This is a genomic window from Natronococcus sp. A-GB7 (assembly GCF_029688865.1).
GTDB lineage: Archaea > Halobacteriota > Halobacteria > Halobacteriales > Natrialbaceae > Natronococcus.
In genome coordinates, this window is sequence record NZ_JARUKV010000036.1 from 1 (window position 1) to 19178 (window position 19178).

Annotated in this window: 17 protein-coding genes; 5 read left to right on the plus strand and 12 right to left on the minus strand. The window is 64.4% G+C overall.

Annotated features, from left to right (window positions below):
- Together QA609_RS22095 and QA609_RS22100 are read right to left on the minus strand one after the other, a co-directional pair.
- The coding region (locus tag QA609_RS22095) for a TFIIB-type zinc ribbon-containing protein (protein WP_278304788.1) at window positions 1–243 on the minus strand (243 nt) is incomplete at its 3' end.
- A 178-nt stretch (window positions 244–421) separates the two neighbouring features.
- Window positions 422–709: a DUF357 domain-containing protein gene (locus QA609_RS22100; RefSeq protein ID WP_278304789.1), complete on the minus strand. Its 288-nt coding sequence runs from the start codon at window positions 707–709 to the stop codon at window positions 422–424.
- Between the two features lie 97 nt (window positions 710–806).
- Between QA609_RS22100 and QA609_RS22105 the strand changes: the two genes are divergently transcribed.
- Together QA609_RS22105 and QA609_RS22110 are read left to right on the plus strand one after the other, a co-directional pair.
- Window positions 807–2102, plus strand: coding sequence for a TIGR00341 family protein (locus QA609_RS22105; protein WP_278304790.1), 1296 nt, complete (start codon window positions 807–809; stop codon window positions 2100–2102).
- A 68-nt stretch (window positions 2103–2170) separates the two neighbouring features.
- Window positions 2171–3490, plus strand: coding sequence for an FAD-dependent oxidoreductase (locus QA609_RS22110; protein ID WP_278304791.1), 1320 nt, complete (start codon window positions 2171–2173; stop codon window positions 3488–3490).
- Window positions 3491–3492: 2 nt separating this feature from the next.
- On the opposite strand, the gene QA609_RS22115 is transcribed toward QA609_RS22110, so the two are convergent.
- The 8 genes from QA609_RS22115 to QA609_RS22150 form a co-directional block, all read right to left on the minus strand.
- The gene (locus QA609_RS22115; protein WP_278304792.1) at window positions 3493–3690 is read right to left on the minus strand and encodes a hypothetical protein; all 198 of its coding nucleotides are present in this window, start codon (window positions 3688–3690) and stop codon (window positions 3493–3495) included.
- Window positions 3691–4199: 509 nt separating this feature from the next.
- Window positions 4200–6617 carry a BGTF surface domain-containing protein gene (locus QA609_RS22120; protein WP_278304793.1) on the minus strand — a complete coding sequence of 806 codons (2418 nt, stop codon included), beginning with the start codon at window positions 6615–6617 and terminating at the stop codon, window positions 4200–4202.
- A gap of 482 nt (window positions 6618–7099) precedes the next feature.
- Window positions 7100–7594 carry a metal-dependent hydrolase gene (locus QA609_RS22125; protein ID WP_343233819.1) on the minus strand — a complete coding sequence of 165 codons (495 nt, stop codon included), beginning with the start codon at window positions 7592–7594 and terminating at the stop codon, window positions 7100–7102.
- Complete coding sequence (locus QA609_RS22130; RefSeq protein ID WP_278304794.1) at window positions 7587–8192, minus strand: hypothetical protein; 606 nt, start codon at window positions 8190–8192, stop codon at window positions 7587–7589. Before QA609_RS22130 ends, QA609_RS22125 begins: the two co-directional genes overlap by 8 nt.
- A 5-nt stretch (window positions 8193–8197) precedes the next feature.
- Window positions 8198–8947, minus strand: coding sequence for a phosphatase PAP2 family protein (locus tag QA609_RS22135; protein ID WP_278304795.1), 750 nt, complete (start codon window positions 8945–8947; stop codon window positions 8198–8200).
- Between the two features lie 240 nt (window positions 8948–9187).
- The gene (locus tag QA609_RS22140) at window positions 9188–9982 is read right to left on the minus strand and encodes a VOC family protein (protein WP_278304796.1); all 795 of its coding nucleotides are present in this window, start codon (window positions 9980–9982) and stop codon (window positions 9188–9190) included.
- Between the two features lie 48 nt (window positions 9983–10030).
- The gene (locus tag QA609_RS22145; RefSeq protein WP_278304797.1) at window positions 10031–11716 is read right to left on the minus strand and encodes a Na+/H+ antiporter NhaC family protein; all 1686 of its coding nucleotides are present in this window, start codon (window positions 11714–11716) and stop codon (window positions 10031–10033) included.
- 119 nt (window positions 11717–11835) lie between these two features.
- A complete protein-coding gene (locus QA609_RS22150) occupies window positions 11836–12951 on the minus strand; it encodes a GTP-binding protein (protein WP_278304798.1) in 1116 nt (371 codons plus the stop codon).
- A gap of 207 nt (window positions 12952–13158) precedes the next feature.
- Between QA609_RS22150 and QA609_RS22155 the strand changes: the two genes are divergently transcribed.
- Window positions 13159–13362: a hypothetical protein gene (locus QA609_RS22155; RefSeq protein WP_278304799.1), complete on the plus strand. Its 204-nt coding sequence runs from the start codon at window positions 13159–13161 to the stop codon at window positions 13360–13362.
- A 43-nt stretch (window positions 13363–13405) separates the two neighbouring features.
- Here QA609_RS22155 and QA609_RS22160 read toward each other — a convergent pair whose 3' ends face one another.
- Window positions 13406–14698: a tRNA(Ile)(2)-agmatinylcytidine synthase gene (locus QA609_RS22160; protein WP_278304800.1), complete on the minus strand. Its 1293-nt coding sequence runs from the start codon at window positions 14696–14698 to the stop codon at window positions 13406–13408.
- Between the two features lie 160 nt (window positions 14699–14858).
- On the opposite strand from QA609_RS22160, the gene QA609_RS22165 reads away from it, so the two are divergent.
- On the plus strand, window positions 14859–15824 hold the full coding sequence (locus tag QA609_RS22165) for a transcriptional regulator (RefSeq protein WP_278304801.1): 966 nt from the start codon (window positions 14859–14861) through the stop codon (window positions 15822–15824).
- 244 nt (window positions 15825–16068) lie between these two features.
- On the opposite strand, the gene QA609_RS22170 is transcribed toward QA609_RS22165, so the two are convergent.
- Window positions 16069–16329, minus strand: coding sequence for a hypothetical protein (locus tag QA609_RS22170; protein ID WP_278304802.1), 261 nt, complete (start codon window positions 16327–16329; stop codon window positions 16069–16071).
- A gap of 271 nt (window positions 16330–16600) precedes the next feature.
- Between QA609_RS22170 and QA609_RS22175 the strand changes: the two genes are divergently transcribed.
- Window positions 16601–18823: a bacterio-opsin activator domain-containing protein gene (locus QA609_RS22175; RefSeq protein ID WP_278304803.1), complete on the plus strand. Its 2223-nt coding sequence runs from the start codon at window positions 16601–16603 to the stop codon at window positions 18821–18823.
- Window positions 18824–19178 lie beyond the last annotated feature (355 nt).

The following is a 19178-nucleotide window of genomic DNA, read 5'->3' on the forward strand; positions in this document are numbered from 1 at the left end:
GCCGACGCGGCTCTTCTCGTCTTTCTCGGCGGCGTCGAACGCTCGCCACTCGGGGCCGCGGTCGATCTCGTCTTCCTCGACGACGAGTCCGCAGTCCTGACACACCGTCTCGGCGTGCTCGGTGTCGGAAATGAGCCGGCCGTTACACTCCGGACACTGCTCCTTTTCGCCCTGTTCGGTCCGGGTCTCCTCCTCGGTCGTTGCTTCGTCCTCTCGGGTGTAGGTTCGAATGTTGTCTGTCATAGTTGGGATGGTTACTCGGGGCTACCGGGTGGGGGTGCCAGAAGAAACCCGGCTGCCTCAGTTAACATATTGTAAGACCGTAATCCATATAAAGGTTTCGCCTACTTTATAAACTAACCGGTGCTTCTGGTATATACGTTTCGGTTACATAGTGATTGATCGTGTACGATCTCCCGAGCTACTCGACGGTAAACAGGTGTCCCTCCGTCGGCACCTCGAAGAGACCGATCCGAGCGCCCGCATCGAGCCAGGCGTGGCCGTACGAGAACGACGCGAGCGCGTTGACAGGGTCGTCTCGCTCGCGAAAGTGGCGACCGTCCTCGAGGTAGGACCCTGCCATCTCGTAACAGTCCTCGGCGGCGTCCGCCATCGGCGTTCCGTCCGGCGGCGCGATCGACGCCGCCTCGAGCGCCTCCGCGAGCAGTTCGCCGTACCGGTCCGTCTTCTCCTCGAGATCCGCGGCCATGGTACGTTCTCGTCGCTCGAGACCGTAAGTGCGTCGTCGAGCGCGTCGCGGCCGGACAGCGGTACGCATTTGAGAGTGGACGAGAGAGTCGTTCGGAATGCGATTACTCCAGGTGCTCGTTCCCGACGAGAAGCGGGACGACGCACTTCGGGCCCTCGACGAGGAGAAACTCGACTACGTCCGAACCAGCGAGTGCAGCGACGAGGTCGAGGCCGAACTCGTTACACTTCCGGTTCCGACTCAGGCCGTCGAACACGTTCTCACGTCCCTCCGTGAGGTCGGTATCGAGGACGAGTTCATCGTCGTCTCCTCGATCGAAACCGCCCGCACCCCGGGAATCGAGGACCTGGAAGAGCGGTTCGTCAACGGACGGGAAGAGGACGACAGCATCGCCCGGGACGAGATCCGGACGAAGGCGCTGAACATGACGCCGGGTCGGGTTACCTACTACGCGATGACCCTGTTGAGCGCGGTCGTCGCGACGGCCGGCCTGCTTCTCGATTCGCCGGCGATCGTCGTCGGCTCGATGGTGATCGCCCCGCAGATCAGCGCGGCGCTGACCGGTACCGTCGGTCTCGTTCTCGACGATCGGCGGATGTTTTTCGACGGCGTCACCTCGCTGGTGATCGGTCTCGGAGTCGCCATGGTCGGCGCGTTCGCGTTCGCCTGGCTGGTCCGTGCGGGTGGACTCGTGCCCGGAATCATCGATATCACCGCTATCGGGCAGGTTCAAAACCGGATCTCCCCGGGACTGCTCGCGCTCGTCGTCGGGGTCTGTGCCGGCGCTGCGGGCGCGTTCGGCCTCGCGACGGCGATCCCCGTCTCACTGGTCGGCGTGATGATCGCCGTCGCCCTCATCCCGGCCGCCGCGGCGGTCGGTATCGGGGTCGCGTGGGGTGATACCGGCGTCGCGCTCGGCGCGTTCGTGCTGGTCGCGATCAACGCCACTTCGATCCTCCTCTCGGGGCTCGCCGTCTTCTGGTACCTCGGCTATCGGCCCGACGAGTGGACCCCCGGAACCCTCACCGGAAATCTCACTCGCGATCGCCTCGGAACGGTCGCCGTCATGATCGCTATCAGTCTGATCGTCCTGGCCGGCGCCGGGGTCGTTCTCGGTCAGCACGTCGCCTTCGAAAACGAGGTCAACGACGAGGTTCGAGCGGTGCTCGACGACGACGACTACGAGGAGCTCGAACTGGTCGAACTCGAGACCGAGTTCTACGACGGCGGTGCCGTCACCGACGAAACCGGCGTGACGGTCGCGGTCCGTCGTCCGGCGGACGCCCCCTATCCCGATCTCGTTCCGGATCTACGGGAGTCGCTCGAGGAGCGGACCGATCACGACATCGCGATCGTCGCGGAGTTCGTCGAAGGCGCAGCTACGGACGAGTAGACCGGTTCTACACCGCGAACGGCGCTGAGAACGCAAGGGGTTTAGGTCCAGTTTCCTAACAACGGTGTATGAGCGAGCAGCCACGCGTCGAGATCTATACCAAGACGCAGTGTCCCTACTGCGACAAGGCGAAGGACCTCTTCGATAGCAAGGGCATCGAGTACGAGACGTACAACGTCACCGGCGACGACGACCTGTTCGAGGAGATGGTCGAGCGCGCCGAGGGCCGCAAGACCGCACCCGAGGTCTTCATCGACGACGAGCTGATCGGCGGCTGGGACGAGACGAGTGCGCTCGAGGAAACCGGCGAACTCGACGAGAAGCTCGGGCTCGTTACTGACGGTGGCTCGGAGACCGAACACCGCAAGCTGATCATCGCCGGCACCGGGATCGCCGGCCTCACCGCGGCCATCTACGCCGGGCGGGGCGACAACCAGCCGCTGGTCATCGAGGGCGACGAGCCCGGCGGCCAGCTCACGCTGACCACCGACGTCGCCAACTACCCCGGCTTCCCCGAGGGAATCAGCGGTCCCGACCTGGTCAACAACATGAAAGAGCAGGCCAAGCAGTTCGGCGCCGAGCTCAAAAACGGGATCATCGAATCGGTCGACGCCGACCAGCGCCCGTTCCGCGTCGAACTCACGAACGGCGACGTCTACACGACCGACGCGCTCATCGCCGCCTCGGGCGCCAGCGCTCGCACGCTGGGCATCCCCGGCGAGGACGAGCTGATGGGCTACGGCCTCTCGACGTGTGCGACCTGTGACGGCGCGTTCTTCCGCGACGAGGACATGCTCGTCGTCGGCGGGGGCGACGCCGCCATGGAGGAAGCCACCTTCCTCACAAAGTTCGCCGACACCGTCTACATCGCCCACCGGCGCGAGGAGTTCCGCGCCGAGCAGTACTGGATCGACCGCGTCCACGAGAAGGTCGAGGAGGGCGAGATCGAGATCATGAAAAACACCGAGGTCACGGAGATCCACGGCTCCCAGGAGGAGGGCGTCGACCACGTCACCCTCGTCGAGAACGAGCAGGGTCACCCGACCGACCGCCTCGACGACCCCGAGACCAACGAGTTCGAGTTCGACGTCGGCGCCGTCTTCTTCGCCATCGGTCACACGCCGAACACGGAGTACCTCGAGGGCACCGGCGTCACGATGGACGACGAGGGCTACCTCCGCACCCAGGGCGGCGACGGCGGCGGCCAGACCGAGACCGACGTGCCCGGCATCTTCGGCGCCGGCGACGTCGTCGACTACCACTATCAGCAGGCCGTGACGGCTGCGGGGATGGGCTCGAAAGCAGCACTGGACGTCGACGAGTACCTCGAGGATCTCGAGCGCGCCGAGTCGAGCGCCGAGACCGAGGCCGCCGCAGCCGACGACTGAGACTAGTTCCCGTCTTCCCAGCGGCCGGCCAGTAATGCTGCGATCACGACGCCGAACGTGAGTCCCGACGACGCACCCAACAGGAGGTCGTCGAAGACGGCGACGAACCCGACGGCGATGATGACCCCGCAGGCGAGCCCGACGGCAAGCGCCTTCGCGGTCCGTTCCCGATCGGTCATCGCCTCGCCCGTTCCGCTCATTACCGGACGTGGGTTCGACGAGGGGTTGAGGCTACTGGTCGGCTCGAGGAAACGACCGTCGTCTCAGCGATAGGGAGTTCGAATTACATCGCGTTCGTCGCTCGGTCTGCGTCGGTAACAAATTACAACGGACAGTCCCTTCTCCCGGACTACTCGGGCCACGCTGCGGTGGCGCGCGCTGGCAATCAGTTCGAGCGACAGCGAGAACTGATTGCCAACGTTGCGTGAGGGATGAACGAGGGAACGGAGTGACCGAGAGAATCGGCTGGGGAGGGCGTGGAAATCCCGCGTGTCCAGAAGTAGCAGAACGCTGTTTTCACTCACAGTACTACACAAGCCAACACGTCCGTATCTTCGTCTACCAAGTTAGAGTCACGGCTCTACTACGCGTTGGTGGCCAGAATCAGCAACTCCCGAGGAACGTCGCCACTTCGGGGTATGACGGTTTTCAAAAAAGGCGGAATGTCGCGAATCGCAAGGACCGGACGGAGTCCGGTAGTTAGTCGGCGTTAGTTCTGACGGCGGAGCGCGAGCATCGCGGCGCCGAGCAGTGCGACGATGGCGACGGCGACACCGAAGCCGGGCACGGTCTCGTCGTCGTCAGCGGAGCTGTCGTCAGCACCGTTGGCGTCGTCACCGTTGGCACCGTTCTCGCCGTTCTCACCGTTGGCACCGTTCTCGCCGTTCTCACCGTTGGCACCGTTCTCGCCGTTCTCACCGTTTGCCTTCTCCTTGTCGCCGACAGTCAGCGTACCGGAGTCGCTGTCGTCGCCGGTCTCAACGGACCAGTCGATCTCAGCTTCCTCGCTGGTGTCGAAGTCGAAGGACTCGGTCACGGAGTCACCGGCGTCGAGCTCGAGCTCCTCGGTGTACTCCTCGTCACCGACGGTGGCCTCGAGCGTCGCGTTGCCGGCCTCGTCGTTGTTGTTCACGACGGTCACGTCGAGGCTGGCGTCGTCGTCGACGTTAACCTCGGACGGAGCGTCGGCGTCAATCTTGAAGCCGTCCTTCTTGTCGGTGTCGTCGTCAGCGGAGACGAAGACACCCTCGGCCTCGTGTTCAGGCTCCTCGCCAGCGGTCACGCGGAGGGTTCGGATCTCGTCACCTTCCTCGTGCTCGCTGAGGTCGAAGGTCGTCATCAGCATACCGTCACCGTCGACCTCGGCGTCTGCCGTGTAGACCTCGGAGGTCGTGCGGAGGCGGAAGTCACCGTCCGTGCTGGGCGCGAGGTTCGTCTCGGCGGTCAGCTCGGACTCGTTGTCAGCTTCGATCTGGAAGCGGTCGTCCTCGTCCTGGTCGCCGACGAGTTCGACGTAGGCTTCCTCGATGTTGATCTGGGCGTCAGCGGTCTCGTCGTCATCGACGTAGTCGTTGTCGTCACCGACAGTGAACGTAATGTCCCAGGTTTCGTCAACATCCATCTCGTCCTCGGTTGCGTCAACGACGACGAAGAAGCGGTTCTCGTCCTCGTCAACGATGACCTCGTCACCCTCTTCGAGGCTGAAGTCGTCAGCGCTACCGTAGCGCGGCTCGTCAGTGTCCTCGAAGGTGAGGTTCAGGTCGCCTTCGTCGGCCCACTGACCGTCATCGTCGAATGCGTAGCCGTAGATACCGGACGCTTCGACACCGACAACGAGGAGGTCCTCGTCAGCAACGGAGTCGGTGGAGGTCGCGGAGTCTTCGATGTCGTCGAGTTCGACGTCGTCGGCATCGAATTCGTCACCCGCGAGGGCCCACGTGTTCATGTCGCCAGTCGATCGCTCCTCGAGGAGGAGGACCGCGGCGTCAGTTTCTTCTTCGTCGAATTCACCCTCATCGTCCGCGATGGCCGGGATGACTTCGAGCTCGTAGTCACCGTGGAGGAGTCGCTCACCCTCGTCGAGGGTGTCGCCCTCGTCACCGTCGAGTTCCTCGGTGACGGTCACGTCCTCGACAGCCAGCTCGTCGCCTTCGTCGTCGAGAACGGTCACGACGTCGTCACCGTTGTCCTGACCCGCGAGGTACGTGTTGTACTGCACCGTCACGTTGTCCTCGTTCTCAACGCCCTCGATCTCGATGGTGGCGTTGTAGAACTCTTCCTCGTCGGTCATCTCGACGGTAAGGTCGTCGGTTCCGGAGTGCTCGATTTCGAACTCGGCGACGTCACCGACGTTCTGCTCGTAGGTGGAGTCGCTGAACTGCGCGTCAATCTCCGGTGCCTCGCCGACCGTGATCTCAGCCGTATCCTCGGCCGTCGTGTCAGCGACGTCGACCGTGAACTCGTAGTCGCCGGAGCTCTGGTCGGAGAAGTTAGCCTCGATGTCCGAGTCGACGCCCTCGATCAGGACTTCATTGTCGTCGGCATCGAGGTCGTCCCCGAAGATTGCCTCGAGGTCGTCATCGTCGACGGACTCGTTTCCGAGTTCACCGCTCACGTAGACATCGACCTCTTCGCGGTCAGTGTCAACGATAAGGTCAGTGGTGGCTTCGTCGGAGTCGTCGTTGAGCTCGACGGAGTCGTCGTCGAACTCAACGTCGATGACGTCATCAGATGCCCAGAAGGTTGCTTCCAGGTTCGTCTCAAGCTCGTCCTCGTCGTTGAGGTACTCACCGTGGACGTAAACGTGGTACGCGTCACCGTCCTCGAGGTCGTCCGTCTCGAAGGTGACAACGTCGACGTTCTCACCATCGACCTCGATCGTTTCGACGCTCGAGGTGTCGACGGTGTCGCCGTCACTGTCCGCGAATCCTTCGCGGATCTCGGCGCCGTCGGCGTCATCGAAGCCGCCGATAGCTATCTCTTGACCGACCAGGACGCCCTCTTCGCTGAGTTCGTCAAGGTCTTCGTAATACTCATCAAAGTCATCGGTGTCCTCAGCAGCCGCCCCGCCCGCAAACGCTGCGGACATGGCGAATACGGAGAGGACCATCAGCGCGGCCAGGAACACTGCACGTCCCTTTTCGCGGAATGAAGTTTCGCTTGTCATTTGTTGTCTTGTTGGTTGGTTTGCGTGCGATCGAGCGGAGAGCGAGTCAACCATCAGCGGTGTCGCAGCCGACTCGCCCCGGGTAGGGGTAATCGCCTCTTTTGGCAACTGTGTAATAAGCTTTCTGAACAAACTCTCCGCTTTCTAATATATTCGATTCCGTTCGACAGCTGTAGCTGGAGCTGTTTTAGCGCTCTTCGGGTATCTCATAGCACTATACTGTAAACTACCGATTAGCTGATCCTACGTCTCTGGCGTACGTATTTCTTAGTTATGAGTATAAATTAGATGTAACTCGAAGTCGCTATTGGAGTTAGCTCGACAACGGTATCAATCACAGAAAACGCCCTCGAGCCACCTCCTCGAGAACACCGAACAACCACAACGAAACCGCGCTAGAACGACGTGAAAAACCACGCGCGAAAAGAGCCGACCGCCGACGTCTACCCTCGAGTCCCTCGATACCGATGCAATGCCCACACCGCGACGGACGCGAGCCCCGCAACCAGCGCGGGCCAGCGGTCGCTGCTCAGGTAGAGCCCGCCCGCGGGCGGGCGGTAGTCCAGCAGGGGCCAGAAGACGGCGTAGGCCTGCCCCGACGGCGTGATGAGCGCGACGTCCAGGACGTGGTGGGAGGCGGCGCCGAGCAGAAACAGCGCGAACGCCTGGCGGCGGTACTCGGGCGCGAGCAGCAACGCCGTCAGCAGGCCGAGCAGGATCGTCCCCCCGAGGGTGTGCAGCGGCGCCCAGGAGAACGGAATCCCGAGGAGGTACTGCATCAGGCCGTCGGGCAGAAAGATCTCGGCCTTAACGAAGTCGGGCGCGAGCGCGCCGACCATAACGATCGTGACGTGGGCGGGACCCATCCAGTCGTAGCGGAAGGCGAGCACCATCCCCAGCACGTAGCCCGCCAGCACGTGGGTGAGGACGTCAGCCACCGCGATCGCCTCCCGTGGACGGCTCGAGCGCGTCGTCGGTCCGCCCGCGGCGACCCTCGGCGGCCGAATCATCGTTGGAGTCACTACGCGAGCGTGCACGCTCGCGCGGAACGAACGCGAGTCGCTCGAGGTCGAACCGCCAGTCCCGAAGCACGCGGCCGACGACCAAGAACCCGCCGAGCAGCGAGATCAGCATCATGTACCGCGTGTCGCCGGGCTCCTGAACGGTCGCCCGCTCCGCGGCGAGGGTCTCCTCGTCCTCGAGCGTGCCGGAGGCGGTGACCTGGTCGCCGACCTCGAGCGGGTCGTCGGTGTTCTGGACGGCCGCGTCGGCCTCGAGGACCGTGAACTGGCCGTAGCCGCTGGCCTGCGTCGCGATAACCACGGGCTCGGTTTCGACGACCTCGCCGCCGAGGACGACCTCCTCGCCGACGTAGCTGGCGCGGTCGGCGGGCACCTCGGTCTCGTCGGGGAGCTCGCTCTCCATCGGATCGGCGGGGCTGGCACCGGACCAGACGATCAGCCCGGCGAGAGCCACGACGACGAGTCCGATCGCGACGAGGCGAACGCCCTGTCCGAACGGCTCTCGGCTCGACATTCGGTTCACTCGCGGGGGCGACTCGCCATAGGCGTTGCGCTCTCCTCGCCGAAGCGCGCCCGGAGCCGCCGACGGATCGGCGGCGCCTCGAGGGTGCGCCAGCCGACGACGGCGCCGACGGTGCCGACCAGGGAGAGCAGCGCCCGCGTGCTGGCCGTGTCGACGAGAACGGCGAGGACGGCGATTGCGATCGCCACGAGAAACGCTCGCCAGGGGTCGCCGCGAGCGAGCCAGGCGATCGCGCCGAGATACGCGACGGCGAGGACGATCGAGACGGGGACGTCGACGAGGTAGTGGATGCCGAGCGCGAGGCGGGCGAAACCGACGACGGCGACGACCGCGCCGGCAGCGAGCAGCCGCCGGGCGCGGGTACTGCGGGTCGTCCACAGCGCGAGCGCGCCCCAGGTACTCACTGCCGCCATGACGTGGCCGCTCGGGAAGCCGTGCTCGCTCGAGGACACCGCGTGCAGGCTGGGGTCGGTGCGGGGAAGCGAAAAGACGCCCTTGACCAGGACGACGAACGCGAGCCCGCCGAGCGCGACCGCGAGGACGTACGCGGTCCGCTCGGAACAGAGCTGTCGGTCCTCGGAACCGCCCGCCCGGAGCGTTCGCCCGACGTCCTGGAGGTAGAACAGCCCGAGCACGGGAACGAGCAACGTCAGCTTCCCGGGGTAGGAGAGCGCGACGAACAGCAGCGTCGTCCACTCGGGGAGAAACTCGCGGAGGAGTTCGGTCGCGCCGACGCTGCGGCTCATATTTCAGGGCGGGACGGGAGCGAGTAAACGGTTCGCGTTTCAATCGCGCGCCGGCGCTCGCGACACAGCTCACGTCGAAAAACCGAACCTGTCGCTCAGAGTCGGGGTAGCGCCTCTATACCGAGATCGCGCTCGAGCAACTCGTCTCGTGGCCGTCGACTGCCGCCTTTTTTCGCTCGTGTCGGGCGCCTGGCGGCGTGAGCGACCGCCTCCCGGTCGAAAAACTGGACGAAAAACGGCTTAGAACGGGAACAGCGAGTCGGCGTCGGGATCCCGCTCGAGTAGCTCGATCTCGTGACCGTCCTGGTCTTTCGTGAAGGCGTACATGTTGTCGTTGCTCTCGGGGTCGCGGTAGTCGTCGGCCTCGCGAGTCATGAGCTGGTCCCAGTCCTCCTCTAAGTCGTCCATGCGGACACAGAGGTGACCCCAGGCGTCGCCGAAGTCGTAGCTGCGGCCGTCGTAGTTGTAGGTGAGTTCGACGGCCATCGCCTCCTCGCCGGCGTCCTCGGGTTTCATGAAGTAGTTCGCGAACGAATCCGACTCCCAGCGGCCGGTGTGTTCGTACTCGAACTTGCGGGTCCAGAAGCCCAGCGCGTCGTCGGCGTCCTCGACGCGGATCATGGTGTGGTCGAGCGACCAGGTCGCGCCCTGATCCGGGTCGCGCTGAACGATCTCGACCTCGTGACCATCGGGATCCTTCACGAAGGCGTATCGGCCGCCACAAGACTCGGGATCGCGGTAGTCGTCGACGCCCTCGTCCATCAGCTGTTCGTAGTGCTCTTCGAGTTCGCCCTCGGGAACCCGGACGGCGATGTGACCCCAGGCGTCGCCGACCTCGACGTCCTCGCCCTCGTTGTGCGTGAGCTCGAGCATCGCCTCGTCCTCGTGCATCTCCTCGGGGCCGAGGTAGACGATGGTGAAGCCGTCGCCCTCGTGGCGGTCTTTCTCCTCGTACTCGAGGTGGGTCTGGTACCAGTCGAGCGATTCCTCGAGATCCGAGACGCGCATCATGACGTGATCGAGCGTGCCCTCCATACCCGGACCAACACCGGGAAATCTCAAAAGCGTGGCGAAGCCGGTGGTCTACTCGGCGTCGTCGACCGACTCGGCCTCGCGAGCCCCGGAGTCGACGTCGACCGAGGACGCCTTGGGCTGTACACCCTTCCGTCTCGCGTCGAGTTCCGAGAGCCCGTAGACGAGCCCGACGAGGGCGACGAGTCCGATCGGCAGGAAAATCGCGGGCGAGAGCCCGAGGTAGCCGTACAGCAGGTAACAGAGGACCACGACGACCATGACGGTCGCGGCGTAGTAGAACTGCGTTCGGACGTGGTCGATCAGGTCCGCCCCGGTGAACGTCGAGGACAGCACGGAGGTGTCGGAGATCGGTGAGGTGTGGTCGCCGAAGATCGCCCCTGAGAAGACGGCGCCGACGACGACGGGCATGAGGTCGAACGAGCCGGTCAGCTCGTAGACGACCTGGATCGCGATCGGCGTGACGATCCCCATCGTCGCCCACGACGACCCCATGGTGAACGCGACGAACGCCGCGACGAACAGGACGACGATCGGCAGCAGCTCGAGCGGGATCGCCTCGCCGACGTAGCCGGCGACGAAGTCGCCCGTCCCAAGGGCATCCGCGACGTCGCTGATCGACCACGCGAGAACGAGGATCGTCACCGCCGTCACCATCAGCCGGAAACCGTCGAGGACGGTGTCGACGCCGTCGCCGAGGTCGAAGAGGTCGTAGACGACACCGATCGCGATCGCGGCCGCGACCATGGCGAACGAGCCCCAGACCAGCGCGCCGGCGAAGTCGCCGGCGCCGACGATATCGACGAGGACCTGCACCAGCCCCGCCTCCTCGGCGGCGGCGCCGATCGTCGTCGGCGCACCCTCCTCGGCCTGCTCGCCGGTCCAGGCCTCGTACCCGGTCCAGAACGCGCCGGCCAGCGTGACGACGACGAGGACGACGACCGGTGCGAAGAACGTCCGCAGCATTGGACGGTCGTCGATCGGCTCCCCCAGATCCTTCTCGACCTCCTGGAGCGGCGTGGCGTCCTCGCGGCTGACGAGCCCCTGCTTCCACGAGCGGTGTTCGGCATTGAGCATCTCGCCGAAGTCCCGTCGCGTGTAGACGATGATCCCGACCATCGCGATCGCCAGCAGCGCGTAGGTGTTGTACGGAATCGACCAGACGAACGTCTCGAACGCCGTCGGCGCCTCGCCGTCGACGCCGAGGTCCTCGTAGGCGCCCGCGATCAGCGAGAGCTGGAAGGCGACCCAGCTCGAGAGCCCGATCGTCGCGACTGGCGCGGCCGTCGAGTCGACGATGTAGGAGAGCTTCTCGCGGGAGATCCGGAACTGGTCGGAGATCTCGCGCATCGTGGACCCGACGATCGCCGTGTTGGCGTAGTCGTCGAAGAACATGAGCAGCCCCAGGATCCACGTCGTGAGCCCGACCTTACGTTGGGTCTCGAGCCGTTCGGTCGCCCAGTTGCGGACGGCGGTTGCGCCACCGAGCCGCCAGATCAGCGCGACGCCCGACCCGAGCAGGATCGTAAACAGCAGGATCTGGACGTGAAACCCCTCGTCGGCGATGATCGCGCCGACGATCCAGTCGAAGGTCTGTCCGATGCCGAGACTCTCGGTGTAGATGATCGCACCCGACCAGACGCCCAGAAACAGCGAGAGCATCGGCCGCCGCGTGACGACCGCGAGAACGATCGCGAGCAGCGGCGGAAGAAGCGATAGTGCCCCGAACTCTGACATGAGGACACCTACATCGCCAGAACTGATAATTCTGGCTCATCGAAACTGACAGATCTCGGACCGCTGACCGCTTCCGCTCGTCGAGAGCGTAGCGGCAAACGGAGTCGACGCGGATCGAGCTACCGCCGCAGGATGAGTTTCAGCACGTCCTCGTCCTCGAGAACGTGGTCGGTGCCGACCTGCTGTTCGTCGTGGGTCGCGCTGGGGCCGCTGACGCGGGCGAATCGGAACCGGTCTTCCATCTCGCCACCGAGTTTCTCGATGGCCTCGCCGACGGTCGATCCCGCCTCGATCACCAGCGGTTCCTCCCAGTCGACGCCCCGTCCCGGTTTTTCCATATAGACCCGGATCAGCCCGAGGTTCTCCCAGATCCGGTCCTTGAGCGCGTCGAGACCTCGCTCCGCCTCCGCGCTGATGAACGTCACCTCCTCCTCGGGGTCGAGCCCGCGCTCGCGGAGCTGCTCGTCGACCTGCTGCTTATAGTCGGGTTCAATCAGATCGACCTTGTTGACGCAGGTGATCGACGGGATGTACTCCCGGTTCTCCATCAGCCCGTCGATCAGCCGATCGATGGTGACGTTCTCCTGGAGGTTCAGGTCGGCGTTGACGTAGCCCTGGTCGCGCAACACGTCCGAGATCGTCTCCTCGTCCAAATCCTGGTCGGTGCTCGAGGTGATCTTGATGCCGTCTTTGATCTTCGGCCGGACGGTCACCCGCGGGGGCTCCTGGTCGACGCGGATATTGATGTCGTACAGCTCCTCCTGGAGTCGGTCGTACTGGTCGATCTCGAACACCGAGAGCACGAAGATGATCAGGTCGGCGTTGCGGACGACCGCCAGCACCTGCTGTCCGTCCCCCTTCCCGGACGCCGCGCCCTCGATCAGTCCGGGGACGTCGAGCAGCTGGATGTTCGCCCCGCGGTGGTTGAGCATGCCCGGATTGACGTCCAGCGTCGTGAACTCGTAGGACCCCGTCTCGCTCTCGGCGTTTGTCAGCGAGTTCAGTAGCGACGACTTGCCGACGCTCGGGAAGCCGACGAGCGCGACCGTCGCGTCGCCGTGTTTCTCCACGGAGTAGCCGCCGCCGCCTCCCGATCCCGACTGCTGGTTCTCGAGTTTCTCCTTCTTCTCGGCGAGCTTGGACTTCAGTCGACCGATGTGGGCCTCGGTCGACTTGTTGTAGGGCGTGTTGGCGATCTCCTCTTCGATCTCCTCGATATCGTCCTCGAGCCCCATTTGTCTGTACTCAGCCGGGCGGACCGAAAAACGCTTTCCATGCGACCCTGCGACCAGCCACCTCGCCGACAGCGACACGTCGTATCCAGTCTCGAATCGACCTCGGTTCGAGACGACCGATTACCGAATAATACCAGCCGATTTCAGCACGATAGACGATGAAGTTCGACACGCATAAACGGCCGGCGACGGTAGCACCGGATAGAGATGCCGGAACCGGCACAGCTGCGAGACAGCACGCAGATCGTGCTCCCTCGGGAAACCCTCGAGGGCCTCGAGGGGCGCCTCGACGAGGAGTTCACCGTCACCGTCGTCCCCGAGGGCGACGACCGCCGGCGGATCATCGGAAGCCCGGTCGAAATCACGGACGTAAGCGAGTTCCTCGCTCGCCGTGGTATCGTCGTCCAGTAGCCGGCGAATCGACGAACGCTTCGACGCGTCGCCCCTGCTCGAGCTATCGCTCGGGATGTACCGGTGCGTCGAACCCGCCACGCACCAGCGGTTTCGCGACGTGACGGCGCGCACACGGCGGCACCTCGTACCACCCCTCCTCGAGGTCGCGCTCGAGGGCCACCGTCTCCTTCTCCGCTTTAGCGGTCTTGCAGTCCCGACACCGATACCCCTGGTTCCGCCCGGCGCTCTCCATCCGTCGCCCGCAGTCGGGACAGGTCGGCGTGACGCGTTCGGTTTCGACGAGTTGCCGAACGGCGAACTTCTCGAGTTTGAGCGTTCCCCGCGAGACCTCCCCACAGACGGTGAGCCGGTCGCCGACCCGCAGCGCTCGCACCCGATCTCGGAACCGCTTCGTCGGCTCGAAGGCGGCACACTCGAGCGACGGCCGTTCGTCCCGCTCGCGGTCGTCCCCGAGCGCCTCGAGGGTGAGGAAGACGTGGCCGCCTCGCCTGGTTTCGGGCTCGCTCGCGACCCGGCCGTCGACCCGGTAGGCTCGGCCGTCCCGAACCGACTCGAGCGATCCGTCCCGAAGGTGGACGTCGGTCCCCTGGTTGGTGACGAACAGCCGACTCGAGGCGACGGGTTCGCTCTCGATCCCCTCGGCGACCCGGCCGATCGCGTCCGGATCGTCACCCCTGATCCCGTACAGGATCGGCCCCGGCGCGTTGGGGACACAGACGGTCTCGCCCTCCTCGCGATCGACGGTGTCCCAGACCCTCGGATACTCCCGGTCGGCCGCGGCGAAGACGCTTTCGGGGTCGACCTCCCGCGGCGTTCCCCACCGATCCGACTGCCGGTAAGAGATCCGCTCGAAGGTCCACTCCTCGAGTTCTCGCCAGGCGCCGATCGCGGCCAGAGCGCCGATCCGACCGCGGCCGTTGCCGGCGTGCCACGAGCGGTAGCCGTGGCGGTCGATTAGAGCCGTCGCGTCGGCTCGCTCGAGGTGGGTGCGAATCGCTCGGCGAGCGAACGTGCTCACGTCCGACGGGGCTCTCTGGGGGCCGTGGTCGGCGACGACCAGTCCGGGATGCGTTCGCTCGTCGGCGGTTTCGGCGAGGGTAGCGAGGCGCTCTCGAGCGATTTCGAACGCTTTCCCCGGGTCGCAGTCGGTGTGAATCGCCAGCGCTGCGTTGCCGCGGGTCTTGTACTCGACGGCGGGGTTGAGCCGGACGAGCACCAGCCGCGACACGGTCGCACCCGCCCGTTCCAATCGGTCGGCGATCGTCTTCGCGACGTAGGTCGTACACATCCCGCGCTCGCGGGAGTCGGTATCGTCGAGCCCGACGACGGTCATCGACGGAGGGTAGCCGGGCCACTGAGTAACCGCTTTCGGACCCCGACGCCGAATTCCGATCGTATAAAAGCGTACCTCTCCAATTCCCGGCGAATCGCCACCCTGCGGGCGGGGATCGGCGGGACAACACTCATATAGATGGGCTCACTTACAATCCCCTATGTCCCGCTCGGCACTGGTCGGCAACGTCACCGCGATGCTAGAGGACGCGGGATTCGTGGTCAGCGACCGGTGTGCGATTCGCCCGAAGAGCTTCGACGTCGCCGCTCGCCGCGGCGACAACCTGTTGCTCGTCAAGATCCTGGGCAACATCGACGCCTTCAACGAGGAGACCGGTCACGAGATGCGACGCCTGGGGACCTACCTGCAGGCGACGCCGCTGATGATCGGACTGCGCAGCAGAGACGAGGATCTCAAACCCGACGTCACTTACTTCCGCCACGGCGTCCCCGTCCTCAGCCCCGACACGGCGTACAACCTGTTCATCGAGGACGTCCCCCCGCTGATCTACGCCGCACCCGGTGGGCTCTACGTCAACATCGACGGCGACCTGCTTGCCGACGAACGCGAGGACCACGAACTGAGCCTCGGACAGCTCGCCGGTCAGCTCGGCGTCTCCCGGCGAACCGTCTCGAAGTACGAGGACGGGATGAACGCCTCCGTCGAGATCGCGATGGCCCTCGAGGACCTGTTCGACGCCTCTCTGACCAGCCCCGTCGACGTCCTCGAGGGTGCCGACGACGTCCACGAGAGCGAGTCGACTCCGGAGGATCCCGACGCCGATCCGACCGACGAACGGGTCGTCGCCGTCTTCACGCGGGCCGGCTACCGAGTTCATCCGACCGTCCGCTCCCCGTTCAAGGCCGTCAGTGAGGACGAGGACGAAAGCGGCGTCGTTCTCACCGGCCACTCGGAGTTCACCGAGGCCGCCGAGAAGCGAGCCCGAATCATGAGTTCGATCGGACAGGTGACCCGATCCCAGTCGGTGTACGTCGTCGACCGGGCGAAACGCGAGTCCGTCGACGGTACGGCCCTCGTCGAACGCGAGGAGCTCGAGGAGCTCCGCGATGCGGACGATCTCCGAGCCGTGATTCGTGAGCGGGCCGAACGCGAGGAGGCCGTTTGAGGTCCGACCGGGAACGAGCCTCGAGCATCGACCCATGGTGTCGGCGGCCGTTCTGGTACACTCGAGGCGACCGACCGAGATAGCTCGTTGCGGCTCACTTTGCCGAGAGAGATCGGACCCGAAGTATCGGCTGCGCCGTACCGACACGGCTGCTATTTGCGTTTCTGTTTACGTTTGCGTAAACGCTATCGTTCCCGTATCTGTCGACTATCGAGCGCCCGGGCCCGCTCACGGCCGGCCGAGTTTAGCACAGAGAGTCGAGCGAGAATCCGGAGGGATCGATCCGTCCGTTCTGGGGGTCGTAGTCGATGACGTCTGCGTCCGCCATCCGCGGAAGGTGGGTGTGGTGAAGCGTAATCGCGATGCGTTCGACGGATACGCCTTCGTCGACCTCGGCGTCGTTCTCAGCTTCGCGTTTCGCGACCGCTACAGCCAGTTCGTCGATTCCCAACAGCTCAGTACGCTCGTCGAGGATCGCGAGCGCTACTCGTCGCCGGTCCGACATGAGCAGTTCGTGGCGATCGCGTTCGGATAGCTCGACCGTGCGAGTTTCCTCGTCTGCCGTACCGTCTGGGGTTCGAAACATTTCGTGATCATGTCCGTTCGTCGACAGTGTATCGAAGGAGTCACTCGCTCCTAAGCAAGGGCTAGAACATCTTAGGCAAGACAGGAAAGAAAAACGGCAAGAGGTCCGATTCTGACCCCCTTTTTCACAACATACTCATCCGGACTCCGTCGACGGAAGACTGATACACACAACCACGGTACACAGAACGATGCGATCGGCATCGCTATCCGACGCGCTTCGAGAGACCCTAGCAGTCTTCGACGAGTCGGGCGAGCCCCGAACGACGCCCGAGGTGGCAGAACAGCTCGATCTCGGCCGGCGGAGCACGTACGATCGACTGGACCGGCTCGTCGAGCGAGACTGCCTCGAGACCAAGAAAGTGGGTGCGAACGCTCGAGTCTGGTGGCGACCGCTACCGACCGACGACGTGAGCTCGAAGGAGACGGGGACGCCGACCCCCGATTCTGAACGGGGAGTTCGTCAGCACGGGCAGCCGCAATCGACGCTCGAGGAGGAGATCAGACGGATCAGCGACGGGTTTTTCGCGGTCGACGACGAGTGGCGGCTCACGTACCTCAACGACGCTGCCGCGGCGATGGTCGAGGGGACCGAAGCGGAGGCGCTCGGCCAGCGGCTGTGGGACGCGGCGCCGGAGCTGGTCGGGACCACCTTCGAGACGGCCTACCGGGAAGCGATGGAAACCCAGGAGGCGAACTCCGTCGAGGCGTACTTCCCGCCCCTCGAGGGCTGGTATCGGGACATCGTCCACCCCTCGCCGTCGGGACTGTCCGTTTACTTTACCGACGTCAGCGAACGCAAGACCCGCCAGCGGACCCTGGAACGGTACGAACGCATCGTCGAAACGGTCGGCGACGGGATCTACGTGCTCGACGGCAACGACCGGTTCACGTTCGTCAACGACGCGTTCGTCTCGGTGACAGGGTACGATCGCGAAGAGCTGCTCGGGAGCTCCGCCGAGCTCGTGTTCGGCGACGAGTTCGAGGAGACGGCCGCGGAGACCTGGACCGAACTCGAGTCAACGAACCGGAGCGTCGCCGTCCTCGAGGAGCGGCTACGCGGCGCCGACGGCGAATCGTTCGTCGTGGAGAGTCGGTTCAGCCGGCTCGAACTCGAGGACGGCGAGCGTGGACGCGTCGGCGTCGTCCGCGACGTCACCGACCGCGTCGAGTACGAGCGGGAGCTCGAACACCAGCGCGAGCAGCTGGCGGCGGTGACCAGCCTCGGCGAGGTCGCACGCGAGATCGTCCACGCGATTATCGGACAGCCGACTCGCGGGGGTATCGAGGAGACGGTCTGTGAGAACCTCGCGAACTCCGACTCCTATCTGTTCGCCTGGATCGGCGAGGTCGACACCGCGACCCGGACCGTGGATCTCCGAACCGAAGCCGGCGTCGAGGGCTACCTCGACGAGACCACGATCTCGGTCGATCCGAACGACGATCGGAGTCGAGGACCCACGGGACGGGCGTTTCGATCCGGCGAGGTACAGACGACGCGGGACGTCGACGCCGATCCCCGGTACGAGCCCTGGCAGGACCACGTCGAACCCTACGGAGTTCAGTCCTCCGCGGCGATCCCGATCACTCACGAGGGTGCCATCTACGGCGTGTTGAACGTCTACGCGAAGCGTCCGTACGCCTTCGAGGGACAGGAGGGAAGACAGATCACGCAGCTCGGCGAGGTCATCGGTCACGCGATCGCCGCCGCCGAGCGCAAGCAGTCGCTGCTGAGCGACGAGCTCGTCGAACTCGAGTTCGAGATCCGGGACGTCTTCTCAGCGTTCGGTGTTTCGAACGAAACGACTGGGAAAATTACGTTCAACCATACGGTCCCGGTCGGGGACGGCGAGTTTCTCGTCTACGGCACCGCGACGCCGGACGCCGTCGAGACCGTTCGCGAGCTCGCAACGGCGGTTGACGGAGAGACGGACGTCACCGTTCACTCGGAAGCGACCCCTCCCGGGTTCGAAATTCGGGTGATCGATCCCCCGATACTCTCGGTTGTCGCCTCTCTCAGCGGATACGTCGATAGCGCGTCGATCGAGGACGGTAACTACCAGCTAACGATCCATCTCGCGCCGAGCGTCGACGTCCACCACGTCGTCGACGCCGTCGAGTCGGCGTACCCGGACGCCGAACTGCACTGTCATCGCCAGATCGCTCGGTCGCTGGACGATCCGCGACCCGTACAGCGCCGTCTCACGGCCGATCTCACGGACCGACAGCACGCCGTCCTCTCCGCGGCGTACTACGCGGGGTTCTTCGAGTGGCCCCGCGAGAAGTCCGCGGCGGAACTCGCGGACTCGCTCGACATCGCAGCGCCGACGCTCCACCAGCACCTTCGGAAGGGCCAGCGGAAGGTGTTCGACTCGCTGTTTTCGCCGCCGGACGGCTCGAGGGAACGATCGTAAACGAGTCGAGGAGCGAGATATGACCGTTGCTGACCACACCCCACCTCTCTTTTCATGCTAAAGTACATGCATCCAAATCACCAAGGTGTCGAAGCTACCCCCTCGAGCGTGTTCTCCTATTTAATTGATAGATACATTAGCTGTACAGAGTGTGGTTTCATCCTCCTGGCGTCGAACGCGGAGCGACCACAACCGGAGAGACATCGCACGTGCCCCGACTGTGACGGAACCGAGTTCCGGTTCGAGAGCGACGAACTCACCGCTCTTGAGGAGGAATCCGCCCCTCGAAGGTAGTCGTAAACGGTTTCGCAGACGATTGCGTAAACGTTTTTGTAAACGTTTGCGTCAGGGAGCC

Bases quoted from the DNA above. Each gene is read 5' to 3' on its own strand.
- QA609_RS22130 (WP_278304794.1), bottom strand. From the start codon at position 8,192: ATGTCGAGCCGAGAGCCGTTCGGACAGGGCGTTCGCCTCGTCGCGATC.
- QA609_RS22150 (WP_278304798.1), bottom strand. From the start codon at position 12,951: ATGGGGCTCGAGGACGATATCGAGGAGATCGAAGAGGAGATCGCCAAC.
- QA609_RS22140 (WP_278304796.1), bottom strand. From the start codon at position 9,982: ATGGAGGGCACGCTCGATCACGTCATGATGCGCGTCTCGGATCTCGAG.
- QA609_RS22175 (WP_278304803.1), top strand. From the start codon at position 16,601: ATGCGATCGGCATCGCTATCCGACGCGCTTCGAGAGACCCTAGCAGTC.
- QA609_RS22170 (WP_278304802.1), bottom strand. From the start codon at position 16,329: ATGTCGGACCGGCGACGAGTAGCGCTCGCGATCCTCGACGAGCGTACT.
- QA609_RS22110 (WP_278304791.1), top strand. From the start codon at position 2,171: ATGAGCGAGCAGCCACGCGTCGAGATCTATACCAAGACGCAGTGTCCC.
- QA609_RS22155 (WP_278304799.1), top strand. From the start codon at position 13,159: ATGCCGGAACCGGCACAGCTGCGAGACAGCACGCAGATCGTGCTCCCT.
- QA609_RS22100 (WP_278304789.1), bottom strand. From the start codon at position 709: ATGGCCGCGGATCTCGAGGAGAAGACGGACCGGTACGGCGAACTGCTC.
- QA609_RS22105 (WP_278304790.1), top strand. From the start codon at position 807: ATGCGATTACTCCAGGTGCTCGTTCCCGACGAGAAGCGGGACGACGCA.
- QA609_RS22135 (WP_278304795.1), bottom strand. From the start codon at position 8,947: ATGAGCCGCAGCGTCGGCGCGACCGAACTCCTCCGCGAGTTTCTCCCC.
- QA609_RS22115 (WP_278304792.1), bottom strand. From the start codon at position 3,690: ATGAGCGGAACGGGCGAGGCGATGACCGATCGGGAACGGACCGCGAAG.
- QA609_RS22165 (WP_278304801.1), top strand. From the start codon at position 14,859: ATGTCCCGCTCGGCACTGGTCGGCAACGTCACCGCGATGCTAGAGGAC.
- QA609_RS22145 (WP_278304797.1), bottom strand. From the start codon at position 11,716: ATGTCAGAGTTCGGGGCACTATCGCTTCTTCCGCCGCTGCTCGCGATC.
- QA609_RS22160 (WP_278304800.1), bottom strand. From the start codon at position 14,698: ATGACCGTCGTCGGGCTCGACGATACCGACTCCCGCGAGCGCGGGATG.